General features: G+C 49.0%; 19 protein-coding genes and 1 pseudogene. 11 read left to right on the forward strand and 9 right to left on the reverse strand.

What is annotated here, in order from left to right:
• Positions 1 to 161 precede the first annotated feature (161 nt).
• Complete coding sequence (locus ACLD3P_RS05175; RefSeq protein WP_001276024.1) at positions 162 to 365, reverse strand: DUF29 family protein; 204 nt, start codon at positions 363 to 365, stop codon at positions 162 to 164.
• Positions 366 to 752: 387 nt separating this feature from the next.
• Between ACLD3P_RS05175 and ACLD3P_RS05180 the strand changes: the two genes are divergently transcribed.
• Both ACLD3P_RS05180 and ACLD3P_RS05185 read left to right on the forward strand, forming a co-directional pair.
• Positions 753 to 1,661 (forward strand): LysR family transcriptional regulator, encoded by a 909-nt coding sequence (locus ACLD3P_RS05180; protein ID WP_001176641.1) that lies wholly within the window; start codon positions 753 to 755, stop codon positions 1,659 to 1,661.
• 173 nt (positions 1,662 to 1,834) lie between these two features.
• Positions 1,835 to 2,815: an NAD(P)H-dependent flavin oxidoreductase gene (locus ACLD3P_RS05185; RefSeq protein WP_000876807.1), complete on the forward strand. Its 981-nt coding sequence runs from the start codon at positions 1,835 to 1,837 to the stop codon at positions 2,813 to 2,815.
• Between the two features lie 254 nt (positions 2,816 to 3,069).
• On the opposite strand, the gene ACLD3P_RS05190 is transcribed toward ACLD3P_RS05185, so the two are convergent.
• Complete coding sequence (locus ACLD3P_RS05190; RefSeq protein WP_411006435.1) at positions 3,070 to 4,536, reverse strand: hypothetical protein; 1,467 nt, start codon at positions 4,534 to 4,536, stop codon at positions 3,070 to 3,072.
• A gap of 257 nt (positions 4,537 to 4,793) precedes the next feature.
• Between ACLD3P_RS05190 and ACLD3P_RS05195 the strand changes: the two genes are divergently transcribed.
• The 3 genes from ACLD3P_RS05195 to ACLD3P_RS05205 all read left to right on the forward strand — a co-directional run bounded on the left by ACLD3P_RS05195 (position 4,794) and on the right by ACLD3P_RS05205 (position 8,611).
• Positions 4,794 to 5,801 carry a LacI family DNA-binding transcriptional regulator gene (locus ACLD3P_RS05195; protein ID WP_000201071.1) on the forward strand — a complete coding sequence of 336 codons (1,008 nt, stop codon included), beginning with the start codon at positions 4,794 to 4,796 and terminating at the stop codon, positions 5,799 to 5,801.
• Between the two features lie 143 nt (positions 5,802 to 5,944).
• Entirely contained in the window at positions 5,945 to 7,396 is a 1,452-nt protein-coding gene (gene nhaC / locus ACLD3P_RS05200; RefSeq protein ID WP_001276632.1) for a Na+/H+ antiporter NhaC, read from the forward strand.
• A gap of 12 nt (positions 7,397 to 7,408) precedes the next feature.
• Complete coding sequence (locus tag ACLD3P_RS05205; protein WP_411006434.1) at positions 7,409 to 8,611, forward strand: MalY/PatB family protein; 1,203 nt, start codon at positions 7,409 to 7,411, stop codon at positions 8,609 to 8,611.
• 113 nt (positions 8,612 to 8,724) lie between these two features.
• Here ACLD3P_RS05205 and glgX read toward each other — a convergent pair whose 3' ends face one another.
• From glgX to ACLD3P_RS05235, 6 genes and pseudogenes are all read right to left on the reverse strand, one after another.
• Positions 8,725 to 10,800, reverse strand: a complete 2,076-nt coding sequence (gene glgX, locus ACLD3P_RS05210) for a glycogen debranching protein GlgX (RefSeq protein ID WP_031605339.1) — start codon at positions 10,798 to 10,800, stop codon at positions 8,725 to 8,727.
• 56 nt (positions 10,801 to 10,856) lie between these two features.
• A complete protein-coding gene (treY, locus tag ACLD3P_RS05215; protein WP_411006433.1) occupies positions 10,857 to 13,385 on the reverse strand; it encodes a malto-oligosyltrehalose synthase in 2,529 nt (842 codons plus the stop codon).
• Positions 13,382 to 15,166, reverse strand: a complete 1,785-nt coding sequence (gene treZ, locus ACLD3P_RS05220) for a malto-oligosyltrehalose trehalohydrolase (RefSeq protein ID WP_023244365.1) — start codon at positions 15,164 to 15,166, stop codon at positions 13,382 to 13,384. The genes treY and treZ overlap by 4 nt, the downstream gene beginning before the upstream one ends.
• Positions 15,167 to 15,294: 128 nt before the next feature.
• Positions 15,295 to 16,080 (reverse strand): OBAP family protein, encoded by a 786-nt coding sequence (locus tag ACLD3P_RS05225; RefSeq protein ID WP_131046331.1) that lies wholly within the window; start codon positions 16,078 to 16,080, stop codon positions 15,295 to 15,297.
• A 141-nt stretch (positions 16,081 to 16,221) separates the two neighbouring features.
• The gene (gene hdeB / locus ACLD3P_RS05230) at positions 16,222 to 16,551 is read right to left on the reverse strand and encodes an acid-activated periplasmic chaperone HdeB (protein ID WP_001032161.1); all 330 of its coding nucleotides are present in this window, start codon (positions 16,549 to 16,551) and stop codon (positions 16,222 to 16,224) included.
• A 234-nt stretch (positions 16,552 to 16,785) separates the two neighbouring features.
• Positions 16,786 to 17,018: pseudogene (locus ACLD3P_RS05235) on the reverse strand (efflux RND transporter permease subunit); the annotation flags it as partial.
• 300 nt (positions 17,019 to 17,318) lie between these two features.
• On the opposite strand from ACLD3P_RS05235, the gene ACLD3P_RS05240 reads away from it, so the two are divergent.
• Both ACLD3P_RS05240 and hlyE read left to right on the forward strand, forming a co-directional pair.
• Positions 17,319 to 17,954 carry a hypothetical protein gene (locus ACLD3P_RS05240; RefSeq protein ID WP_411006432.1) on the forward strand — a complete coding sequence of 212 codons (636 nt, stop codon included), beginning with the start codon at positions 17,319 to 17,321 and terminating at the stop codon, positions 17,952 to 17,954.
• A 134-nt stretch (positions 17,955 to 18,088) separates the two neighbouring features.
• Positions 18,089 to 19,000 (forward strand): hemolysin HlyE, encoded by a 912-nt coding sequence (gene hlyE / locus ACLD3P_RS05245; protein ID WP_411006431.1) that lies wholly within the window; start codon positions 18,089 to 18,091, stop codon positions 18,998 to 19,000.
• A gap of 119 nt (positions 19,001 to 19,119) precedes the next feature.
• Here the strand turns inward: hlyE and ACLD3P_RS05250 are convergent, their stop codons facing one another.
• Positions 19,120 to 19,551: an OsmC family protein gene (locus ACLD3P_RS05250; RefSeq protein WP_000152297.1), complete on the reverse strand. Its 432-nt coding sequence runs from the start codon at positions 19,549 to 19,551 to the stop codon at positions 19,120 to 19,122.
• Between the two features lie 511 nt (positions 19,552 to 20,062).
• Here ACLD3P_RS05250 and bdm point away from each other — a divergent pair.
• The 4 genes from bdm (at position 20,063) to adhP (ending at position 23,692) form a co-directional block, all read left to right on the forward strand.
• Positions 20,063 to 20,278 (forward strand): biofilm-dependent modulation protein, encoded by a 216-nt coding sequence (bdm, locus tag ACLD3P_RS05255; RefSeq protein WP_000495700.1) that lies wholly within the window; start codon positions 20,063 to 20,065, stop codon positions 20,276 to 20,278.
• 94 nt (positions 20,279 to 20,372) lie between these two features.
• Complete coding sequence (gene sra, locus ACLD3P_RS05260; RefSeq protein ID WP_000841559.1) at positions 20,373 to 20,516, forward strand: stationary-phase-induced ribosome-associated protein; 144 nt, start codon at positions 20,373 to 20,375, stop codon at positions 20,514 to 20,516.
• A 176-nt stretch (positions 20,517 to 20,692) separates the two neighbouring features.
• Positions 20,693 to 22,390, forward strand: coding sequence for an NAD-dependent malic enzyme (locus ACLD3P_RS05265; RefSeq protein ID WP_000450511.1), 1,698 nt, complete (start codon positions 20,693 to 20,695; stop codon positions 22,388 to 22,390).
• Between the two features lie 291 nt (positions 22,391 to 22,681).
• Positions 22,682 to 23,692 (forward strand): alcohol dehydrogenase, encoded by a 1,011-nt coding sequence (adhP, locus tag ACLD3P_RS05270; RefSeq protein ID WP_411006430.1) that lies wholly within the window; start codon positions 22,682 to 22,684, stop codon positions 23,690 to 23,692.
• Positions 23,693 to 23,763 lie beyond the last annotated feature (71 nt).

The raw sequence follows: 23,763 nt of genomic DNA on the forward strand, positions 1-23,763 counted from the left end.
GTGCATGTCAAAAAACTTCTGGCCCATAAGTTTGATCCCTTCCCTTCCCTGCCGTGACGCTGAGCGAATTCTGTTTATTTGCACCCGCTATCCTGCACACGATTACGCCGCGCAGGCATAAAAAAACCGGCCATTGTGTTCGGTTCGTCATTGTCAGTGTGTCAGTCCAGGATGAAATCGTCGCACAGCGTATCAGCGAGCGCCCAGGGCATTTCAGACGGAAAACTCTTTTCATCAAGGCCTGTTTCACGCGCTGCAGATAACACGGCATCGCCGTAGGACTCAACAGCCATTTCCGACAGTTCCCGTTTTAATAACGGGCTTTTTTCCAGACGACGGGCAATTTTCCTGCGCTGCGCTGACATGGGCTAAAAAATTAATGGGAACCTCATTTCACGAGGTTTGATTATTCACTGTCTGCCATTCACACTCGCTACACTGGCGGCGGTCAAACATAATCGGCTCGTATTTTAGCGTCGCGCCTGGCATGACCTGCACATGCGTAACCGTATCGCCTGGCCTGTTTGTTTTTGTAGACGACGCCGCCGAACATCCAAAAAGGTTGCGAAGAATTGGTAGCGATTTTACAAATGACATGTCTTACCTCAACCACCCGGTAAAAGTCATGTATCGATAGCAGTATGTTACTCCAGATAAAACAATCAGCTCAGAAAGGGATATGTTCCAGCAGACAGGAATGTTATAAGGAGCTTCCCCCTTCGACACAAATAATGGTTGAGGACTGAGAACAGATGCAGCTGAATATGCTGGAAGCCATGAATATTTATGTCAATGTGGTAGAGCAAGGGAGCTTTATCCGCGCGGCGGAGGTGCTTGAGCTGCACCGCCCTGCTGTTACCCGCGCCGTTCAGAATCTGGAACATGATCTGGGCGTTAAGCTCCTGCATCGCACAACACGACAGGTCAGTATGACGGATGAAGGGGAAGAGTTTTACCAGCGTTGCCTGTCGCTCTTAAGCGAGCTGGACGACGTCCGGCGATTATTTTCCAGCACGCAACCGCCGAAAGGCCGCCTGCGCCTTGACGTCCCTATTACGCTCGCCCGGGCAGTCATCATTCCGGCTCTTGGAGATTTTCAGAACCGATACCCGGATATTGAGATTGTACTTGGCACGTCCGATCGCAAGATTGATTTGATTGCCGAGCGTGTGGACTGCGTCATCCGACTTGGTGAGCTTAATGACTCCAGTTTTGTTGCCAGACGTCTGGGAACGGCAGCCATGGTGACTTGTGCTGCGCCATCTTATCTTGCGAAGCATGGCACGCCGCACTCTATCGATGAGCTGATGAAGTCCCACCGGGCTGTAAATTTTTTCAGTAATCACAGCCTGCAGATAATGGAGTGGAAATTCACGGTTGATGGCAGTATCGCGTCAATAAAAATTCCCTCCAGCATCCTGGTAGACAATTCAGAAGCGTTTCTTTCATGCGGGCTGGCGGGGTTGGGTGTTCTACACGGATTGCGTCCGTCTCTTGCACCCTTTATTGCCAGTGGAGAGCTGACAGAGATCCTCACTGATTTCCCGCCCCCGCCAAAACCGGTTTCACTGCTTTACCCGGATCGTCGGTATCTGGCACCTAAAGTTCGTGTATTCATCGACTGGCTGTGCGAGGTTTTTGGTCCGGATGCACATCTCTGATAACGCTCTTTCGTGCATATCCGACCTGGCTATTGTTACTTTATCAGTAATTCTGTTTTAAAGATTGGATAGTTTTTCGTAACAATAAAGAGGCTTAAGATCTTCTTCAGATTAATTAACTACCACAGTCGCCTAAAAGGCTGGCTGAAAATTTGTTCGAAGGAGATCACGTCATGAAGTACAACCGTATCTGCCAGATTCTGGGTATCGAAAAACCTGTTATACAAGGCCCATTGTCCTGGCTTACCGATGCAAGACTGGTTGCAGCCGTAAGCAACGCCGGTGGTTTGGGTGTGCTTGGCCCAAATGCGGGCTTAACAGCGGAAACTGCTGTATCAACGCCTGAAGAAACAGCAGAAAAAATGCGTGAAGAAATTCGTAAAACCAAAAAACTTACCGAAAAACCATTCGGGGTGAACCTTATTCCAACCCCTGAAAACGACATCTGGACTCCGCCTATCCTACAGGTAATAAAGGAAGAGGGAGTAAAAGCTGTTGTTTATACCGGTTACGGAGAAGGAGCTATTATCACTTCGCTGTTTAATGAACTAAAAGCGTCGGGTATTGCAATTATTTACCGCGATATTAATCCGACACCTGAAAATACACGTTTAGCGGAAAAAGCCGGCGCCGACATTATTGTTGCAACAGGTTTTGATGAAGGTGGCACATTGCCTGGCACCGCTCTTGGCACCTTTTCGATCGTACCGCTGATTGCGGACTCGGTGAAGAGTGTTCCCGTCATGGCTGCAGGCGGGATTACCGATAGCCGTACCGCCCGTGCTGCCCATGCGCTGGGAGCAGAGGGTGTCTTTGCTGGTTCGGTGTTTATTGGGACAGAAGAAAGTCGTGTACCACAGTCAGTAAAGGATAAAATCATTAATGCTAACGGCCTGGATTTGCTGCTTTTCCGTACCCTGCCAGATTACTACCGCTCACTTCCTGGCAAGCTGGCTGACAAGCTCGTGTCGATGGATAAAGCTGGTGCAAGCAATGAAGAACTGGCCCAGACGATGGGAGGTTTACGCGGGTTGCGTATCGGCATGCTGGAAGGTAATACAGATGAAGGATACATTGCGCTGGGCACGGGCATTGGAAATATCCGCAGCATCAAGAGCGTAGCTGAGGTCGTGAACGAGCTGGCTATTTGTTAAGGGCAGTACTGACTGCAAAAGCAATCGAACTTTGCGAAACGGCCTGGCGCGCAGCGGCCCTCTGACACAAGATGTGGTAGTGTTTTCAGACATTGAAACGCCATAGGATGTATTCCTCCCCTACCCTGTGACTACCGACTCACCACCGGACAAGCCGCTGTGCTTATCAGCAAAGCCGAAATGATTGTTTGAGTAACTTTACGACAATTGCTTCAAAAACTGACTTCCGCTACCAGACGGTATACACAGTATGACTATTTCTTTTTATATGCCCCATACAAAAGCGATACGGGTGTTTTTTCTAATATCTGGATTTCATTTTTATGTGCTTTATGTTCACTAAAAATATCTGCCAGACTTTTACCTCCAAAGGCCAGGCCAATTCCCGTTGCTGCTGCTGAAAGTAATGTCAGTTGCGGCATGGCAAGTGAAGCTATACCTAACGTGGCTGTTCCTGCAAAAATTAATCCAGATGAGATCTTTTTTTTCTTTGAATTCTTAATGGCTGATTCATGCGACTTTCCATACTCTTCGACCACATTGATTAAATGTTTTGAAAAATTATTTGCCGCATCTTGCATTTGATCTGGTGTTTTTCCTTGCAAGTCATGCCTTGAGATTCTTAGTTCATGCCTTAAGGATTCCAGTTGACCTCTTTCTCTAATCTTTTTTAATTCCAGATCGGAAAGCGCAGTAAGGAATTTTACTTCCGCGGCTGAAAGGCCCATTGTAATCGCTTGCTCTTCAGAAGAAAGAGGATTTAATTTACCATAATCCTTGACTAACTGCTCCGTAGTCCATTCATGTAAAAACATATGGTTACTATAAATAACCGGATCAATGCCTAATAGTGTTGCCGATAATTGAGTTGATCGTTGTGCATAAATTGCACCTTCAACCTTACCCAGTAAGGTTGCTATAGCTGACGGCAGATCGTAATCCAGAAGATCTACCTCTCTTGTTGTAAAACTCTTTAAATCTGTATCGTAAACCCAGACTTCTTTTTCGATGTTATTGAAATTATTAAGCAATGTTTTTAATAATTCTTTATTTGTTAGGATCTTCTGGAATGTTTCTTCATTTCTCCCAAAGTGCTCAAGAAACGCTAAATAAGTAGCGTAATCCATTTTTCTATCTTTAAAAAAGAGCTGGCTTAGAAAAGCGGCAGATTGTTCATGATTGCGTTCTTTATCAAAATCCAGTAATTCAGGAACGATTAGAAAAATTGGATAATCATCATCAATAGTCATAAATGGGATGGCGCGAAATAGATTGGAAACATGTTCAAGTAATACCAACCTGCGCATGCGGACATAACTATTATCTGGTGGCAATGACAAAAATGAATGCAGAGAGCTAAGAGAAGGAAAGTGTAATGGATCAACCATTATGATGCTATCAAAATAAATCCCCAGAGATCTAAGGTGATTAGATATGTTATAACCAAATCGTTGAATTGGCAGTAATAATCGATAGCTTTTAGACGCCCGCACTTCTGTTATAAGCGCCGCGGCGTGAGTATCCCAAAATTTATTTAGCAACACCATTAGGTTTGTAAGTTGATTATCTAACTCGGGAGAGCTAATTAGCTCTTTCAGGATGAATCTACGTAATTCTTTCAGTTCTAAATTTCTAAATGCATATTTATATTTTTCAGAAAAAGCGTTTTCCATCAATAAAACATATTCATTCTGTATGTTTTTTGTAATACTACTCATCATCTATCTCCGAACCACCACGCAACGATTTCCCAGTGTAGTGGTTCTTATCATGTGTATATTGTTAGTCATGTTATCGTAGAAAATTCAGTGGTCAATAACTCATTGAGGTAGCTACTAAAATTTGCAGTTACCAGGATTTAGGATGATTTTAAAAATGTTTATAAATTCAGGCTGCGCCGCAGTGATTGCACTGATTTCCACGTAACATGATAATCAATGGCTTTGATACCCTTTAAACGAACAAATATGAGCTTAACATGGCGACAATAAAGGATGTTGCATCTTTGGCCGGTGTATCAACCGCGACTGTATCACGTGTCATTAACCAGACCGCGTGGGTTGAACCCGTCACGCGCGAACGTGTAGAGAAAGCCATGCGCGATCTCAATTATCGCCGGAATGCCGCCGCTATCGCGCTGGCGAAACGTAGCGGCGATATGCTCGGATTGTTAACCGGCAATCTGGCTGATCCTTTTTTTGCCCACCTTGCTCGCGGCGTAGAAGATGTTTCTCGTAAGCAGCAGTATCGCTTGATGGTATGTAGCGGCGGCCACGATGAAGAAATGGAAAAAGCGGGACTGGATTTTCTGGTTAATCAAGGCTGTGAGGCTATTGTTGTACACGCCAGCCGATTACCGGATAAAGAGCTGCTGCGCTACGCAGCCCACTTTCCAGCGCTGGTTGTTGTTAATCGTTATATCGCCGGTATGGCCAACCGGTGTATCTGGCTGGAAAATCGCAGCGCCGCCAGGGAAGCGACCCGATATCTCCTGGCGAACGGGCATCGGCGCATTGCCTGTGTGACATCTGACTTGCCAATTATCGATCGTCAGGAACGCCTTGATGGTTACCGTGAGGCGCTGGAAGAATATGGTATTTCTCCAGACCCTCGCTGGGTGATTAGCGTTCCGTTTAACGAAGAAGGCGGCGAGCGGGCCGCGCATCAACTTATTAATAGCGGGCTTCCCCTTACGGCAGCGGTCACGTTTAACGATGTGATGGCCGCTGGCATTATGCGTATTCTTCATCAACGCGGCGTTCAGCTTCCGCAACAGCTCTCTATTGTCGGCTTTGATGATGTGGTGCTGGCCCGGTATCTTTATCCGGCGTTAACAACAATGCATTATCCGGTCGAACAAATGGCGCGTTGTGCCGCGCAACTGGCGATACAGTTATACCAGGGCATTACGCCGCCGCCCAGCAGCAATCATTTCAATGCCGAACTGGTGATCCGCGATTCTGTCGCGCCCTATTTTTCACGATGAATGCGTCGTCAACAGTAAAAACTGTGATGACTATCAAATTAACCCTTCTCATGTAATCGGTTACATGGACGAAAGTAATGGATCACAGTAGTGAGAAGCGTATCCCCCTACCCTTGAGCTACCTTACTGACCGGAGCTCCATTATGAGTGCATCACAAAACAAGAAGAAAACGCTGTCATTGGGTTTAGCGCTAATCCCAGTCATCTCCATGTTGTTATTGTTGATTATCGGTTACGGCATCATGGGGCTACGTATCGAACCGCTCCTTCTGTGCTCTGCGGCGGTAGCGGCAGGCATTGCATGGTGGCAAGGATACTGTTGGGAAGACATCATCAACTCAGTGGTGGATAAGCTGGCTAAAGCAATGCCGGTTATCATGATCCTGATCTGCGTGGGCGGTTTGATTGGCACCTGGATGTTTAGTGGCACCATTCCCTACATGGTGTACTGGGGGCTAAAACTCATAAGCCCGGAATATATTTTGATTGCAGCCTTCTTTTTAACCAGCGTGGTCTCCGTCTGTACCGGTACATCGTGGGGGTCCGCCGGGACGGTTGGCGTTGCGTTAATGGGGGTTGCCGCCGGGCTGGACGTGTCTCTTGCAGCAGCAGCTGGCGCCGTCGTTTCTGGCGCTTATTTCGGCGACAAAATCTCACCCTTGTCCGACTCGACTAACTTTGCCGCGATTGTCGCAGATACTACTCTGTTTGAGCATATTCAGCATTTACTTTGGACGACCCTGCCAAGTTTCCTGCTTGCCGCCGTGGTTTATCTTATCGCCGGACACAGTAATATGCTGGGCGAGGTGGCCACGCCGCAGCGCGTTACGGACATCATCCACTCGCTGGAGTCGCTATACCATTTTAATATTGTTCTTATTTTGCCGCCGGTGATCGTACTGTGGGGCGCAATTCGCAAGAAGCCTGTCATCCCATTAATGTTAAGCGCCTGCGTACTTGCCTTGTTCCTCGGCGTCATCATGCAGGGACTGAGCATCAAACAGGGACTGGACGCTTTCATTGATGGATTTGATATCGCCATGTTCCCACAAGGCGCAGAAGGTGTCGTGGCCGATGTTCCGCGCCTGCTAAACCGGGGCGGAATGTTCTCGATGATGGGAACAATACTGTTAGTTTTCTGCGCTTTTTCATTTGCCGGAGCGCTAACGTTAACCGGCGCGTTAACGATCATCATTAACCGACTGCTGACCATTATTCATAGCGTTGGTCAACTCATTGCCGCCACTATCGGCACCACAATTTTGGTCACAGGAGCGACCAGCGACGGTAAACTGGCATTGTTAGTTCCCGCCGAACTGTTTAAAGATGCCTATCGTCGTATGGGGCTGGATACTAAAAACCTTTCACGGACGATAGAAGATGCCGGTACCGTTATCGAACCTCTCCTGCCGTGGACCTCGGCTGGCGTCTACATGGCAACCACGCTGGGCGTTAGCACGCTTGATCTTCTGCCCTGGGCTATCCAGTGCTATGCGGCGATCTTCTTCGCATTAATTTATGGTTTTAGCGGAATTGGTATTGCCAGAACTGCCTCCGCTTCAGAAAAGTCGCCGCAAACGTCAGTGACGAAATAATAAGGAAACAAGATGGATTTTAACCAGATTATCAATCGCAACAATACTGGTTCGGTAAAGTGGGATTTTATTGAGCGTCACTTTGGCGATGGCGCAGGGAAACTGCTGCCGATGTGGGTTTCTGATTTCGATTTTGCCTGCCCGCCTGAGGTTCAGGCGGCATTGCATCAGCGAATCGAGCACGGCGTATTTGGCTATAGTGAACGTGATGAGGCCTATTTTAACGCCCTGCTTCACTGGTTTTCGTCACGCCACCAGCTCACGTTAAAACAGGAATGGGTATGCAGCGTGGAAGGCGTCGTACCAGGGTTGGCGCTCTTAGTGCAAATGTTGACGCATCCAGGCGACGGCGTAGTGGTACAGGGACCATACTATGGCTCCTTCGCCAAAATAATCACGCTTAATGGTAGAAAACTGCTGGAGAATCCCCTTAGCGAGTCGCCGGACGATGGCTACCAGATGGATTTTTGCCAACTGGAAAGGCTGTTTTGCCATGAGCGCCCTCCGCTGATGATTTTGTGTAATCCACATAATCCAACCGGGCGTTGCTGGTCGGCCAACGAGCTGGAGCAACTGCTTTTATTATGTGAAGCTTATGATGTCACTCTCATCTCGGATGAAATATGGGCCGATCTATTGCTGCCCGGCGAAACCTTTACCTCGGTACTGCATTTAGGGGAGCGCTGGCATAAACGGGTCATCTCCGCCACTGCGGCCAGCAAAACGTTTGGCTTATCGTCGTTGCGAATTTCTAATTTTCTCATTCCCGATCCTACGCTTCGCCAGCGTTTCCTGTCTCGTCTGGACGCTCATGGGCTGGATGTCTTTAACGCCCTCTCCGTTCAGGCGGCGACTACCGCATGGAATGAAAGCAGACAGTGGCTGGATTCGCTACTGGATTACCTGGCGGAAAACCGCCGCTGGTTTGTTGAACAGGCGACAGAGCACCTTCCCTGGGCAAGAATTGTCCCGGCGCAGGGAACCTATTTATTATGGATGGATTGTAAAAAACTGGGACTGGATGACGAACAGCTAAAATGGGTAATGGCGGATGTCGCGGGTATTGCTCCTTCAATGGGCAGCGGCTTTGGCCCGGCGGGCAGCGGATTTATCCGTTTAAATCTGGGATGTCCACGTACCTACCTTGAAATGGCAATAGACGGCCTGAAGCGAATATCGGTGAAAACAATCAAAGGAATACCAACAGGCGGATGAATTTTTCGGGCGGTAAACTGACAACGGTGTTATTTCTGCGACATGATATCGCCTGAGCGCCAGTAAAAAAACCGGCCATCAAGGCCGGTTGGGTCCGGAGCGCGGTTTTACTATCAGGGGCGTCTGAATAATACGATGCTGCGCCCGGCCAGATCGAAATCCATTTCTTCGGTAATCCGCATTCCCTGCTGCGCGTTATCGGCAGTTGTCAGTTCAAGTACCCAGCCGCCTTCTCCCCACATCGGAATACGGAACGGTACGCTGCCTTCAAACGGATTGAAAAGCAGTAAGGCGTCATGCCAGATCCCCGCTTCCGGCTGGAGATCGGGACGACTAATGCATACGCCTATGGTCGATCCCTCATCCCATTGTTCGGATTGCTGCGCCCCTCCGCCGGCGTTAAACCAGCGGATCTCCAGACCGTCACGCCAGCTCTCCCGGCGCAGCAACGGTTGCGTGGCGCGCAGTTGAATCAGATGACGGGTAAACTCCCGTAGCGCATTGGCGGTTTCCGGCAAATTATCCCAGTGGACCCACGATATTTCACTGTCCTGACAGTAGCCATTATTATTGCCCATCTGACTGCGGCCAAACTCATCGCCCGCTAATAACATCGGCGTGCCGTGCGAGAAAAGCAAGGTGGTCAGGAAATTGCGTTTCTGTTGCTCGCGTATCGCATTGATGCCTTCGTCGTCGGTTGGTCCTTCTGCGCCATAGTTACAGGAGCGGTTATCATTATGCCCGTCATTATTATCTTCGCCATTGGCTTCATTATGTTTGTCGTTATAAGACACCAGATCGTTCAGCGTGAAGCCGTCATGGGCAGTAATAAAGTTAACGCTTGACCAGGGGCGACGACCGCGCAAATCGTAGAGATCGCCGGAACCCAGCAGGCGTGCGGCGAAATCATTTGTGACGTTGTCACCTTTCCAGTATTCGCGTACCGTATCGCGGTATTTATCATTCCATTCGCCCCACCCTGGTGGAAAGCCGCCAACCTGATAGCCGCCCGGTCCGATATCCCAGGGTTCGCCAATCAGTTTCAGTTTTGCCAGCACCGGGTCTTGCGTTACCGCATCAAAAAAGCCGCCTCTCTGATCAAAGCCTTCCGGCTCACGACCAAGAATGGTGCCCAAATCAAAACGAAAGCCGTCGACATGCATTGACTCCGCCCAATAGCGAAGGGAATCCATCACCATTTGCAGTACCCGTGGATGAGAGGTATTGACGGTATTACCTGTCCCTGTATCGTTAATGTAATAGCGATGCTGATCGGGCATGGTGCGATAGTAAGAGAAGTTATCGATACCTTTAAATGACAGCGTGGGGCCAAGCTCATTCCCTTCTGCCGTATGGTTATAGACCACGTCCAGTATCACTTCGACGCCGGCATCATGGAAAGCGCGCACCATATCGCGGAATCCCTGAATACCTTTTGGACCATAGTAGCGCGTCGCCGGCGCAAAAAAGCCCAGCGAGTTGTATCCCCAGAAATTTTTCAGTCCTTTATCGAGCAGATGCTGATCGTCCGGGAACCAGTGAACGGGTAAAAGCTCGACGGAGGTAATCCCCAGACTTTTAATGTAATCCACGCTGGCTTTATGCCCCATGCCCTCAAACGTACCGCGTAGAGGCTCAGGGATCGCGGAATTAAGCTGGGTAAAGCCTTTTACATGCGTTTCATAAATAATGGCGTTCGACCACGGTATGGAAGGCCGTTGTCTATCCTCCCAATTCGCCTCAGCCGGATCAATCACCCGGCATTTAGGCGTAAATGGCGCGCTATCCTGGTCATCAAAGGTCAAATCTTTATCGTCATGAAGTAATTGATACGCGAAATGCGCATCGTTCCACTGAATATCGCCCACCAGCTCACGGGCATAAGGGTCAATAAGCAGCTTGTTGGGGTTAAAACGATGACCATTTTCCGGGTCATAAGGACCGTAAACGCGGTACCCATACAGCGCGCCGGGCTGCAACTTCGGGACATAGCCGTGCCATATTTCGTCGGTATATTCCGGTAACTCCAGACGAGCGATTTCATGCTCCCCGCTCGGATCGTAAAGGCAAAGCTCGACGCGTTCCGCATGGGCGGAAAAAATAGCGAAATTCACGCCTTCGCCGTCATAATTTGCGCCAAGCGTATGGTTGTATCCTGATCTGATTTCAAAAGCCCTGTTTGTTGTCATTCTCTTTCTCCACCCACGGTAAACGTTGTCCTGTCACGGCACATCAACACATAAACTCAGTCGCTCATTAAAACCAGTACGCCGCCCTGATGTGAGGCCAACGACAGGTGTTCACCAGGCATTAACCTCTCCTGGGTAAGCACATTGCGATAACGATGCTGATTAAGCTGTCCGGGTGTAATAATGTCGGTTCCTGCCCAGAAACCGCTATGCGATTGTGACAATAAGCCGTCACATTCGGCGAACACCAGTCGGGGCGCAACAACAATCAGCGCATCATCATGATTGGCTCTGGCGTAAGCGATGACTTTGTCGGCACGCTGACCAACAGCCCGCAGCGGTATATAGTCGCCAAAACGGAAGAGCTCATGATTCTGCTGACGCAAACGCAGTATGGCGGCGGTGACATACTGATTCACCTGCCCGTTCAGCCAACTCTCTTCGCATGAGAAAACTCCCGGCGTTAGCTGGTCTAACTGCTGCGCCAGCGTGGCGAAATCCGGTTCGCGGCGGTTGTCGGGATCGACAAGACTAAAATTCAACGCCTCGCTCCCCTGATAGATATCAGGTACTCCCGGCGCGGTTAATTTGATAACGGTCTGCGTCAGGCTGTTAACCAGCCCTGCGCGGATGAAGGGTTGCAAGGAACGATAAAAATCCTGCAAAAATGTCTGATTATCCGGCGCCAGTAAATAACGGGCGTAATCAAGCATTGCCGTTTCGTAAGCCTCATTACTGTCCACCCAATCGGTACGCAGCTTCGCTTCGCGTAGCGCTTTCTCCACAAAGGCTTCAAAGCGTGTTTTCAGCGCGTTTAGGCCAGTTTCGTCCTGTGGTTGTAGCATCGGGGGCCAGACGCCGGTCAGCGCCTGATATAACATCCACGTATCCGCCGATTTTGGCGCAGTGCCATCATTTAAAAATTTGACATGGGTCTGGTTCATCTGCCGCCAGCGGGCAAGGCATTCGCTCCACTGTTCCGGCGCTTCGGTAAGCGTATACAGGCGTGCTCGCGCATCCTCGCCTCGCTTGGTATCGTGGGTCGACGTACCGGATAGCGCATCAGGCTGTCGCGCCTGTCGGGTTTTCATCTCATGGTGAAAGCGTTCAATGGAGAAGTGATGCGTGACGGGCTCGGCGCCGACTTCATTTAACGCCAGTCCCATGTTTTGACGAAAGAAAAGCGTATCCTCTACCGATTTCGCCATCAGCGGACCGGTGAGTTGTTGGAACCGAACGCGAAACTGTGTCGCCTCCTCCTGGCTGGAGGTGGGAACATCGCCGGTAAGAAGGCGGCTCAGAAATGTAAGCGCTTCTGGCTGCGGAGGATTTTCAAGCGTCTTTACCCGTTCCACAATACGGTGTAACAGGCAAATATCGGTCGGCGGTAGCCCTTCTGCCGTGCCGTAAGTGCGATATACGGGAAAGGCAATTAATAACTCGCGTAACGCCTGCCGAACGACGCTCTCTTCCTGTGCGATCTGTAGCTCGCTGGCAATCGACAGCGCAAGCGCGAGCAGCCGGGTAAATTCCCCCTCGAAATTGCGATCGACCATCAGCAATTTAGCTGCCCGTAATTCCGCCCGCATATCCACTGGCGCGCCTGTTACGGTCTCGTAAGCCTGGCGCAGATTGTCTATCTGCTCATCGTCAACCAGCACCTCCGCCAGCGAGGCGATGAATTCATAGCCTGTGGTGCCAGAAACCGGCCAGTCATCAGGAAGTTGCTCGCCTTTAGCGAGAATTTTTTCCACGGTGATATAGCACGCCGGCCCCACTTCCTGACGTAAACGCGTAAGATAGGCTTTCGGATCGGCAAGGCCGTCGATATGATCGATACGTAAACCGTCAACCGCCCCCGTTCTGACCAGCTCCAGAATCAGCCGATGTGTATCGTCGAAGACGGTTTTATCTTCCACCCGCATTCCTACCAGCCCTGTGACCTCAAAGAAACGCCGATATGAAAGCGAGCGAGCGGCCTCGCGCCAGGACATTAATTTCCACGGCTGGCGCTCATGCAAATCAGCAATAGCGGCTTTATCGGTAAGCGCCAGTATTTCGGCCTCGCGCCCCTGCCACGTCGCCGGCGCAAGCGGATAATAGTTATCATAATAGGCGAACGTGGGGTTACCCGTAGCGGGATCGGGCTTGATCGCAATTTCTCCGTTTTCCAGCACGGCGTCAAACGTGTCGCCTAAAAAAGGCAGCGTCAGTCGGCGCGACCAGTCAATATCGAAATGGCGCGCGTAACGGCTCTCCTTGCCATATTCAAGCACGTCGCACCACCAGGCGTTTTCCAGCGAGCTGGCCATGTGATTAGGCACAATATCGATGATCAATCCCAGACCTTGCGCTTTAAGTTCAGCCACCAGTCTTTCAAATCCTTCGCGCCCGCCAATAGAAGGCTCAATCTCATTCGCATCGGTGACATCATAACCATGCGTTGACGCTTTGGTGGCGGTAAAGATGGGTGAGGCATAAAGATGGCTGATACCCAGATTTTTAAGGTAAGGCACCAGCGCCGCAGCGCGATCGAAGGTCATGCCATTGCGAAACTGAAGGCGATACGTTGCAGTTGGGATCATGATGCAGACTCTCCCTGGGCTAAGCGGACAATAAGAGAATGTTGGGAAAGCGACCCGGTGGATTCATTCGGCCAGGCGAAGAGAGTCTTACCTGGTAAATCGGGCAGCAATACCGTCGTGGCGCTAATATTCAGCGCCAGTGACAGTGTTCCTCCCGGAAAACGCCAGCTAACGGCAATAAACCCGGGCGCGGTTTGCAATACCGTTCCTGAGCTCTCACGGGCAGCGGACAACAGCGGCACGATATGCTTCTGGCGCAAAAGCAGTAGTTCGCGGGTAAACGCCAGCCACGCTTTACCCTCTTCACTGTGCTGTTGCTTCCAGTTAAGTTTTGAGCGTTGAAAGGTCTCTGGCGCATTCGGGTCCGGAACATTTTCCCCTGCATGATCGGCAAACTCTTTTGCGCGACCTTCACGAACGGCGCGGGCTAAATCCCCATGGAAATCGGTAAAAAAAAGAAAAGGACGGCTTTCGCCATACTCTTCGCCCATAAAAAGCAGCGGAATATGCGGTGAAAGCAGCAACGTGGCGAGCAATACTTTTGTTCGTTCAGCGCCCGCCAGGGTTATCAGTCTGTCGCCCTGGGCGCGGTTACCGACCTGATCGTGATTCTGAATAAAATCCACAAAAGCGACCGGGGGTTGTCCGGTACTTTTTACGCCGCGAGGTTCGCCGGTTTGCGGTGAAATTTCTCCCTGATAAGCGAATCCTTCGGCCAGCGCTCTTGCGAGGTGTTTTTCCGGGGCATCAGCAAAATCGTTGTAGTAGGCCTGGGTCTCTCCGGTAGCAAAAACGTGGACGGCATTATGAAAATCGTCATTCCATTCGGCGGTAAACAGCGGCGCATTGCCATCCTGATCTCGGGGATGCAGAGAAATAATATTGCGGCTATCTTCGGTGGTCAGATGAATGGGTCTGTCGGTAATGTCTTCCCGAATACGTTGTGCGATTTCAACCAGCACATGCCTGGCGCTACTGTCCTCAATCTGATCGATAGCGTCAAAGCGTAAGCCGTCGAGATGGTATTCTGTCAGCCAGTATAACGGCGCCTCGATGATATAGCGCCGCACGGCGTCGACATCATAGGCGATACCATTTCCCCACGGCGTCATGCGCTCTTTGTGGAAAAACGCCGGCGCCAATAGCGGTAAATAATTTCCCTCCGGGCCGAAATGGTTCAGCACAATATCCAGGACGACGGAAAGACCATACCCATGCGCGGCGTCAATAAACGCTTTGAAATCATCCGGCGTCCCATAGGCAGAATGCGGCGCGTAAAGCAGTACGCCGTCATAGCCCCAGCCGCGCTCGCCGCCAAATTGCGCAACGGGCATCACTTCAATAACGGTAACGCCGAGTTCAGCGAGATAAGGCAGCTTCGCTATTGCGGCGCGGAAAGTGCCTTCCGGAGTGAACGTGCCTGTATGCATCTCGTATACCACGGCCTGCTCCCAACGGCTACCTTTCCACCCGGTGTTGCGCCACGCGTAGCTGCCTGGATCAACCACATATGACGGACCGTTGACGTCAGTTTTTTGGGCGCGGGAAGCCGGATCGGGGACCACCATGCCATCGCTGAGTACAAAGTTATACTCCGTACCTGGTGTCACCCCGGAGACGTCCAGCGTAAACCAGCCGTCACCGCTCGCCTGCATTTCCTGGTCTTTACCCGCAAGCCTGAGCATAACCTTTTGCTGACCGGTGGCCCAAAGACGAAAGCGGACAACATCAGCGGCGATATATTCAGCCCCCCAGCTTTTGCAAAAAATTTTTGAACTCATTTGTCGCTCCGTTTAACCCATAACCTCTACAGCATCCGAAGAACAAGCATAGACTATGGGGCTAATCTTTACGTGACACTGTCACTTAACAGGCATTCTTTTTCGTATCTGCGTGTAAAAGCGTGGAATTATTGTCGGGATTGCTCAGATGTACCGAAGTGCGCGGTATCGCCTCGCCCGTGTTCGCCAGCGCCCTGAACACGCTGTAGCTGGATAACCTCTCCCTGCTCCCAGGCGTTAGCCCCCTTGATAACGGGATGTTCAGGCAGAACCTGCCGCTCGCGTTTAATGGCCTGGGTATCAATTCCCAGACGGCGATCCCGATCGGCCAGCAGCGCGGGGTCAAGCTGCCCGTCGCCAGTAAAGCCCATCATCAGCGCAGGGATACCCATTGGCAGGGTTTTATCCCGGTCGGTATGCCAGGTGTGCCAGGTCTTGCCATAGGTATTAACAATCTTACTCATCAACGCCTTATCAGCGACCTGCGGTAAGCCAGGCGCCACCAGGCTACCGGATTTCACCTCGTACTGGTGGCTGTGCCACAGTTTTTTCTCCTCGGGAGGAAGCGTTTTAAATAAACGTTCGCTGATAATGTACTCCACCCCCATCAGGCGCGCGTTTTTCGTATTGCCGTCGTAAATTACCGCCTGCATGACATCTTCGTTCAGGACGGTAACGTAATGGTGCGCTTCCATCTGTCCGTTTTTATCACCGCTATAAAAATGGAACCCGTCAAGGTAGGTACTGATGGCATCGACAGGTGGTCTGGATTGAATAGCCGCCGCGCCTGTTTCCAGGGTACGTAATTTGGCAGATGTTTTTTCCCCGGGAATAGGCGTTTGCGGCGGCGTATTATTGGCGCCGCATCCGGCCAGAAAAGGAATGATAAAGAGTGCCAGCGGTAAAATTTTCATTAGGTCTCCATATAGTGAAGGGCTCTAATGAAAATAGTGCAATACCACGTGATTGGTAGAAGAAATGGAAGATGTTATTTGTGACGGTGTCACAAATAGTAAAACCCGACACACAGGCCGGGTTTTGATATCAGTTTACTCTTATTTTGAGAGTTCTTTCTTGATTTCGTCTTTTATTTTGCTTAATTCACTCTGCGGGTTTTTCTTACAAAGCTCAACGGCCAGCGGCACTGCTGTCGTCTCAGTTTCCTGGAAATCAACGTAGTCCCCGCCTTTAAAATCTTCATCTTCATTCAGCACCCAGAAAGCGACTGGCGCCATCGTCTGCGGATTGAGGTCAACAAACTCCTGGCAGCTCATACCTTTAGGCGTAACGTTTGTTTTAGTAGTATCTGTTGCCGCATTCACGCTAACACTGGTTACCAGCGCTGCCACGATAATACCTGCTGTAGCAAGGGAGAATTTATTCATTGTTGTTGCTCCAATAATTATATAAATAACCTCTACATCTGCGCGTTAACCCGTTAATGTAGAACGCAGAAAATAATACCCCTCCTCTCTCAGGAATAAAGATCACCCTCCGTGATATGGCTATTATTGATATTTACGTTGACTGATTTTGATGTTTGATGAATAAAGCAACATGGCGAGCAGATTTTAGGGCGAAAAAGTAGACCACGACAATAGCAAATAACGTGGTATGCACTACGTTGAGCTGATGAAAGAGAACTTCGCTCTGACATGCTGTCGCAATCGCGCCAGCCAGACACAAACGGTGGGCAGAACAAACATCGTAAACAGATTGCCTGTCAGCATTCCGGAGGCAACCACCAGCCCTGGCCAAAACGGCTTGCGGCGTCTACGCCGCTGGCGAACCCTATCAGGGCTAAACCAACCACTATTGCCCCGGTAGTCATCAGCACCGGGCGCAATCGGATCTACAATACAATTTCATAGCATTTACAGATAGTCGGACAATTTCAGGTTTCCGTAATCATAAAAAACACCTTTCGTACACAAACTGTATACTTCCAGTAGATTTATTGTTATTTAGCACTATAACTGCAAACAGTTGAATCCAAAGGGTAATAATTCAGGCATTATTGGAAGGGTAATTTACATTATTAAGATAAATAAATGCTTATCGGTGAAGTGAGCGACGTTTAAGTTTTGTTGTAACCACGGCTTTATACTTTTTACGAGTGCTATTTTTTTTGGCTAATTAAAAGGTAAAGTTAATGAAACTATCCGTAACATTGGCGTTTTTCGGTTACATGATGGCATCCAGTTTAGCACAAGCTAGCGATATCAATATGTGGCGTGAACCCAAACCTGTTGTGAAAGAGGGTAAATATTACAGCTTAATCATGGATCGTGGCGAATTGCAGAAAGCAGTAAAAAGCAGCAATAACAACTATCTCTTTTCCGAAAAAGGTGCAGGAGTGAAACCGCTGGTATTGATCGGCTCTCCGGTAGAGATTAGCGAATTTATGTTGAAAAATAAAACTCGCAGTATTGAAAACCACATTAAAGGTCTACCTGACATTTATATGGGAGTGACAAAATATAAACCCAAACAACGTTTTACCGGCTTATTTCCGCTGCAGGATATATTGACTCAAACTGTTGATCAGGTATCGAAATTTGTGCCCGGTACCGATATCACCGATGCGGTGGGGATCCCCGCCGACCTAAAAGCATTACAGCAAGCTATTTTGGCTATGAAGCCAAAAGATAAAACCAGCAACAATATACTGTACGTCAAATTTAGCTACTTGCCGGAAGATGGGATGGTGAAAGTAGGAAGCAAAACAGTTTCTTTTGGTCGTATTCTGGAGAAAATGCAGCAGAGTAATCGTACCCTGCGTAGATAAGCAGGCAGTTGGCAGTATTTCCAGCTTCTGGAATGTTAACTTAAGCTACAAAAGTTGTCTGGAGGTAATAGGTAGGAATAAGTTATAAAACAATGACTTAATTGCAACTTATATATTTAAAGAGGCAAATGATTATGACTGGAATATTTGCAGAACAAACTGTAGAGGTAGTTAAAAGCGCGATCGAAACCGCAGATGGGGCATTAGATTTTTATAACAAATACCTCGACCAGGTCATCCCCTGGAAGACCTTTGATGAAACCATAAAAGAGTTAAGCCGTTTTAAACAGGAGTACTCGCAGGAAGCTTCTGTTTTAGTCGGTGATATTAAAATTTTGCTTATGGACAGCCAGGACAAGTATTTTGAAGCGACGCAAACTGTTTATGAATGGTGTGGTGTCGTGACGCAATTACTCTCAGCGTATATTTTACTATTTAATGAATATAATGAGAAAAAAGCATCAGCCCAGAAAGACATTCTCATCAGGATATTAGATGATGGCGTCAAGAAACTGAATGAAGCGCAAAAATCTCTCCTGGCAAGTTCACAAAGTTTCAACAACGCTTCCGGAAAACTGCTGGCATTAGATAGCCAGTTAACTAATGATTTCTCGGAAAAAAGCAGTTATTTCCAGGCACAGGTGGATAAAATTCGTAAGGAAGCTTATGCCGGTGCTGCAGCCGGCATAATCGCCGGTCCGTTTGGATTAATTATTTCCTATTCTATTGCTGCGGGCGTGATTGAAGGGAAATTGATTCCAGAATTGAATAACAGGCTAAAAGCAGTGCAAAGTTTCTTTACTAGCTTATCGGCTACAGTGAAACAAGCGAATAAAGATATCGATGCGGCAAAATTGAAATTAGCCACCGAAATAGCAGCAATTGGGGAGATAAAAACGGAAGCCGAAGCAACCAGATTCTACGTTGATTATGATGATTTAATGCTTTCTTTACTAAAAGGAGCGGCAAAGAAAATGATTAACACCTGTAATGAATACCAACAAAGACACGGTAAGAAGACGCTTCTCGAGGTTCCTGACGTCTGATACTTTTTCATTCGCTCCGTGTACTTTTACGCCCGATAGCGTGAAGAAAATGAGAGAGGGAGAAAAAGCGATATTCAACAGCCCGATAAACAAGAGTCGTTACCGGGCTGGCGGAGTTATCAGGCGTTAAGCTGGTAGTCGAGGGTGATTTCCGCATTCAGAACCTGCGATACCGGGCACCCGGCTTTTGCTTTCTGGATGATTTGATCGAAAGTTGAAGCATCAATATCTGCTACCGCGACTTTGCTTTGTAGCGCAATTTTGGTAATGGCGAAGCCCGCCTCCACCTTATCAAGCGATACGTCAGCGGTGGTGTCAATGGATGTCGGCGTAAATCCAGCCTCTCCCAGCATGAGTGATAGTGCCATGGAGAAACAGGCCGCATGTGCGGCGCCAATTAACTCTTCCGGGTTGGTCCCCTGCGCGCCTTCGAACCGGGTATTGAATCCATACGGTTGTTGATTAAGCACGCCGCTTTCTGTTGATACGGTACCTTTACCCCGTTTGATGTCGCCTTCCCAGTGTGCCTGACCTTTCTTATGGATTGTCATTTTTGCTCTCCTGTTGGCTCAAAAAATAAAGTATAGACCATGCTGCTAATCTGCGTTGTCCATGCCGATGGATGTAGCATGTTGTCAATTACCCGCACTTCAGATATAGAAAATAGTTGTATGCTTTTTCAGTGATGGATATTAAATCAACAGGCCTCCCTTTCTTTAAAGAATATATACCTCCTTTTATCCTTACGTTTTCTTCCGGAAGCGTATTCCACTATGTATATTTTTATTCAAATTAAGATTTGTCTTATCTCGTTGTAATAAAAGATAAAAATCGCAATAAGTAGCCTTTTAAATGTATATTAATTGGCCACTATTTGTATGAGGATATGTAATTGGCAAACGTAATATATTTTCTTCTGGGGTAAACAATTAGAGTTCCGCCTTGCGTTAAAATAACTCCAGGACTAATCTTAACCACAGCCGCAAAAATATTTGCCATGCTGAATACGAATTAATTTTCTGCGAGCCGTACTAAATAAATACATGTTCACGGAGGCATTATATGTTTACTTATCACTCAGCAAATACCTCAGCAGCACAACCGGCCCTGGTCAACGCGATTGAACAAGGATTACGCGCGGAGTTAGGCGTTGTCACTGAAGATGATATTTTAATGGAGCTGACCAAATGGGTTGAGGCTTCCGACAATGACATCCTCAGTGACATCTACCAGCAGACCATCAACTATGTGGTAAGCGGGCAGCACCCTACTCTGTAAAACCTGCTATGCTGTATCGGCAACCTTAGGGGTTACGTTTCTTTCGCGTAAGCGAATTTGTCCTTAAAACTAGCAACAGGATTGAGGAGTTAACATGAAATCGAACCGTCAAGCTCGTCATATACTTGGACTGGATTACAGAATTTCCAACCAGCGTAAGGTTGTTACTGAAGGCGACACCAGCAGCGTGGTGAATAACCCAACCGGCAGAAAGCGCCGCGCCGATAGCCAAAAGTAATCGTACAGTCCTGAAATGACGTTAAACACCATTGCATCTGCAATGGTGTTTTTGTTTATAGGAATGACCTTAACGTCTCACAATGCTTTATACTCAGGGTCGGTTCCCTGGTGGAAGGCAATATATGATGATAAACGACGGTGCCAGGGACAGTTATTCGAAAAAGAGTGAGTAACATGGAAACTACAACCAAGAAAGCACGTTCCCTTTATATCCCTTACGCTGGCCCTGTATTGCTGGAATTCCCCCTGTTAAACAAAGGCAGCGCTTTTAGCGTAGAAGAGCGCCGCAACTTCAATTTGTCAGGGCTGCTGCCGGAGGTCGTCGAGTCGATTGAAGAACAGGCCGAACGCGCCTGGCTCCAGTATCAGGGGTTTAAAACAGAAATCGATAAGCATATTTACCTGCGTAACATCCAGGATACCAACGAAACGCTCTTTTATCGACTGGTGCAAAACCATCTTGAAGAGATGATGCCGGTTATCTATACCCCGACCGTGGGCGCGGCCTGTGAGCGCTTCTCTGAGATTTATCGCCGGGCGCGCGGCGTATTTATCTCTTATCCGAACCGTCACAATATGGACGACATTTTGCAGAATGTGCCTAACCACAACATTAAAGTTATTGTGGTGACGGATGGCGAGCGGATTCTGGGGCTTGGCGATCAGGGCATCGGCGGGATGGGGATCCCTATCGGTAAGCTGTCATTATACACCGCCTGCGGCGGCATTAGTCCGGCCTATACCCTTCCCGTTGTGCTGGATGTCGGCACCAACAATCAACAGTTACTCAACGATCCGCTTTACATGGGCTGGCGTCATCCGCGCATTACCGACGATGAGTATTATGCGTTTGTCGATGAGTTTATTCAGGCCGTTAAGCAGCGCTGGCCAGATATCCTGCTACAGTTTGAAGATTTCGCGCAGAAAAACGCAATGCCGCTGTTGACGCGCTATCGTGATGAGATTTGCTCCTTTAACGATGATATTCAGGGCACCGCAGCCGTGACCGTTGGTACGTTGATCGCCGCCAGCCGCGCTGCCGGCAGTCAGCTTAGCGAGCAGAAAATCGTTTTCCTCGGCGCGGGTTCCGCCGGATGTGGGATTGCTGAACAAATCATCGCGCAGACTCAGCGTGAAGGTTTAAGCGAAGATGCCGCTCGACAGAACGTTTTTATGGTCGATCGCTTCGGCCTGTTGACGGACCGGATGCCTAATTTATTGCCGTTCCAGGCAAAACTGGTGCAGAAATGCGACAATCTCCAGCACTGGGACACCGAAAATGACGTGCTGTCGCTGCTGGATGTGGTACGTAACGTGAAGCCGGATATTCTGATCGGGGTTTCCGGCCAGACCGGGCTCTTTACTGAAGAGATCATCCGCGAGATGCATAAGCATTGCCCTCGCCCGATCGTCATGCCGCTCTCTAATCCCACCTCTCGCGTGGAGGCCACGCCACAGGACATTATCGCCTGGACGGAAGGCAACGCGCTGGTGGCAACCGGCAGTCCATTCTCGCCGGTCATCTGGAAAGATAAGGTTTATCCGATCGCACAATGTAATAACGCCTATATTTTCCCCGGCATCGGACTTGGGGTTATCGCTTCCGGCGCATCGCGCATTACTGATGAAATGCTGATGTCAGCCAGTGAGACGCTGGCGAAACATTCTCCGCTGGTCAATAACGGCGAAGGATTAGTGTTGCCAGCGCTTAAAGATATCCAGGTCGTGTCGCGCGCTATCGCTTTTGCCGTAGGCAAAATGGCGCAGCAACAAGGCGTAGCGGTGAAAACCTCTGCGGAAGCGCTGCAGCAGGCGATTGACGATAACTTCTGGAAACCGGAATACCGCGACTACCGTCGGACTTCCATTTAATACGTACCCGGCGGTGAATGCCGCCGGATATCACTTTCTTCTTTAGTTTTGGCGAGTCTGTCGACACACCTGAATTCCTTTCCCTGCTTATTTGTCAAGCTACTAATATTAGCCACCTTTATGTATTGAACGGGGATTTATCAGGATAATCCTGGCTAAACTATTACATTGTATTTCTGCCGCCTTGCATAACTCATCAGAAATATTAATCCTAAAGAGGTAATAGCACCTTACCTGCTATTACCTGCTATTACCTGCTATGCAGTTCACTATTAATAAAAGGAGAAGGTTATGAAAGCTGCTGTTGTCACACAAGATCATCAGGTTGATGTTACTGAGAAAACGCTGCGTCCCCTTCGCCACGGTGAAGCTTTGCTAAAAATGGAGTGCTGCGGCGTATGCCATACCGATCTACACGTGAAAAACGGAGATTTCGGTGACAAAACCGGCGTCATTCTGGGACACGAAGGCATTGGCGTCGTGGCGGAAGTCGGTCCTGGTGTCACCTCGCTGAAACCCGGCGATCGCGCGAGTGTCGCGTGGTTTTATGAAGGATGCGGACACTGTGAGTATTGCAATACGGGCAATGAAACCTTATGCCGCAACGTGAAAAATGCTGGTTACACGGTAGATGGCGGCATGGCCGAAGAGTGTATTGTCGTCGCGGATTATGCGGTGAAAGTACCGGAAGGTCTGGACTCTGCGGCGGCAAGTAGTATTACCTGCGCGGGCGTTACCACCTATAAAGCGGTGAAGATTTCTCATATTAAACCTGGCCAGTGGATTGCCATCTACGGTCTGGGCGGTCTGGGTAATCTGGCCTTGCAGTACGCGCAAAACGTTTTCAATGCGAAAGTGATCGCCATTGATGTCAATGATGGACAACTGAAACTGGCCGAGGAAATGGGCGCAGATCTGACCATTAATTCACGTACGGAAGATGCGGCTAAAATTGTGCAGGAAAAAACCGGTGGCGCGCACGCAGCGGTGGTTACCGCGGTCGCTAAGGCGGCGTTTAATTCCGCAGTAGATGCCGTTCGCGCCGGAGGTCGCGTGGTGGCAGTCGGGCTGCCGCCAGAAGCCATGAACCTTGATATCCCTCGCCTGGTGCTGGATGGCATTCAGGTTGTCGGTTCGTTGGTGGGGACACGCCAGGATCTGACCGAAGCTTTCCAGTTCGCGGCGGAAGGAAAAGTCGTACCAAAAGTCGCTCTACGTCCGCTTGAAGATATCAACGTTATTTTTAAAGAGATGGAACAGGGACAAATTCGTGGCCGTATGGTCATCGATTTCCGTCGTTAAACGATTTGCTGTGGTCGTCTGAGTATACAGACAGCAGATGAAAACAAGGCGCTACCAGGATAGCGCCTTGT

It is taken from the genome of Salmonella sp. 741265073_HBA (assembly GCF_046569105.1).
In the GTDB taxonomy this organism is placed as follows: domain Bacteria; phylum Pseudomonadota; class Gammaproteobacteria; order Enterobacterales; family Enterobacteriaceae; genus Salmonella; species Salmonella enterica.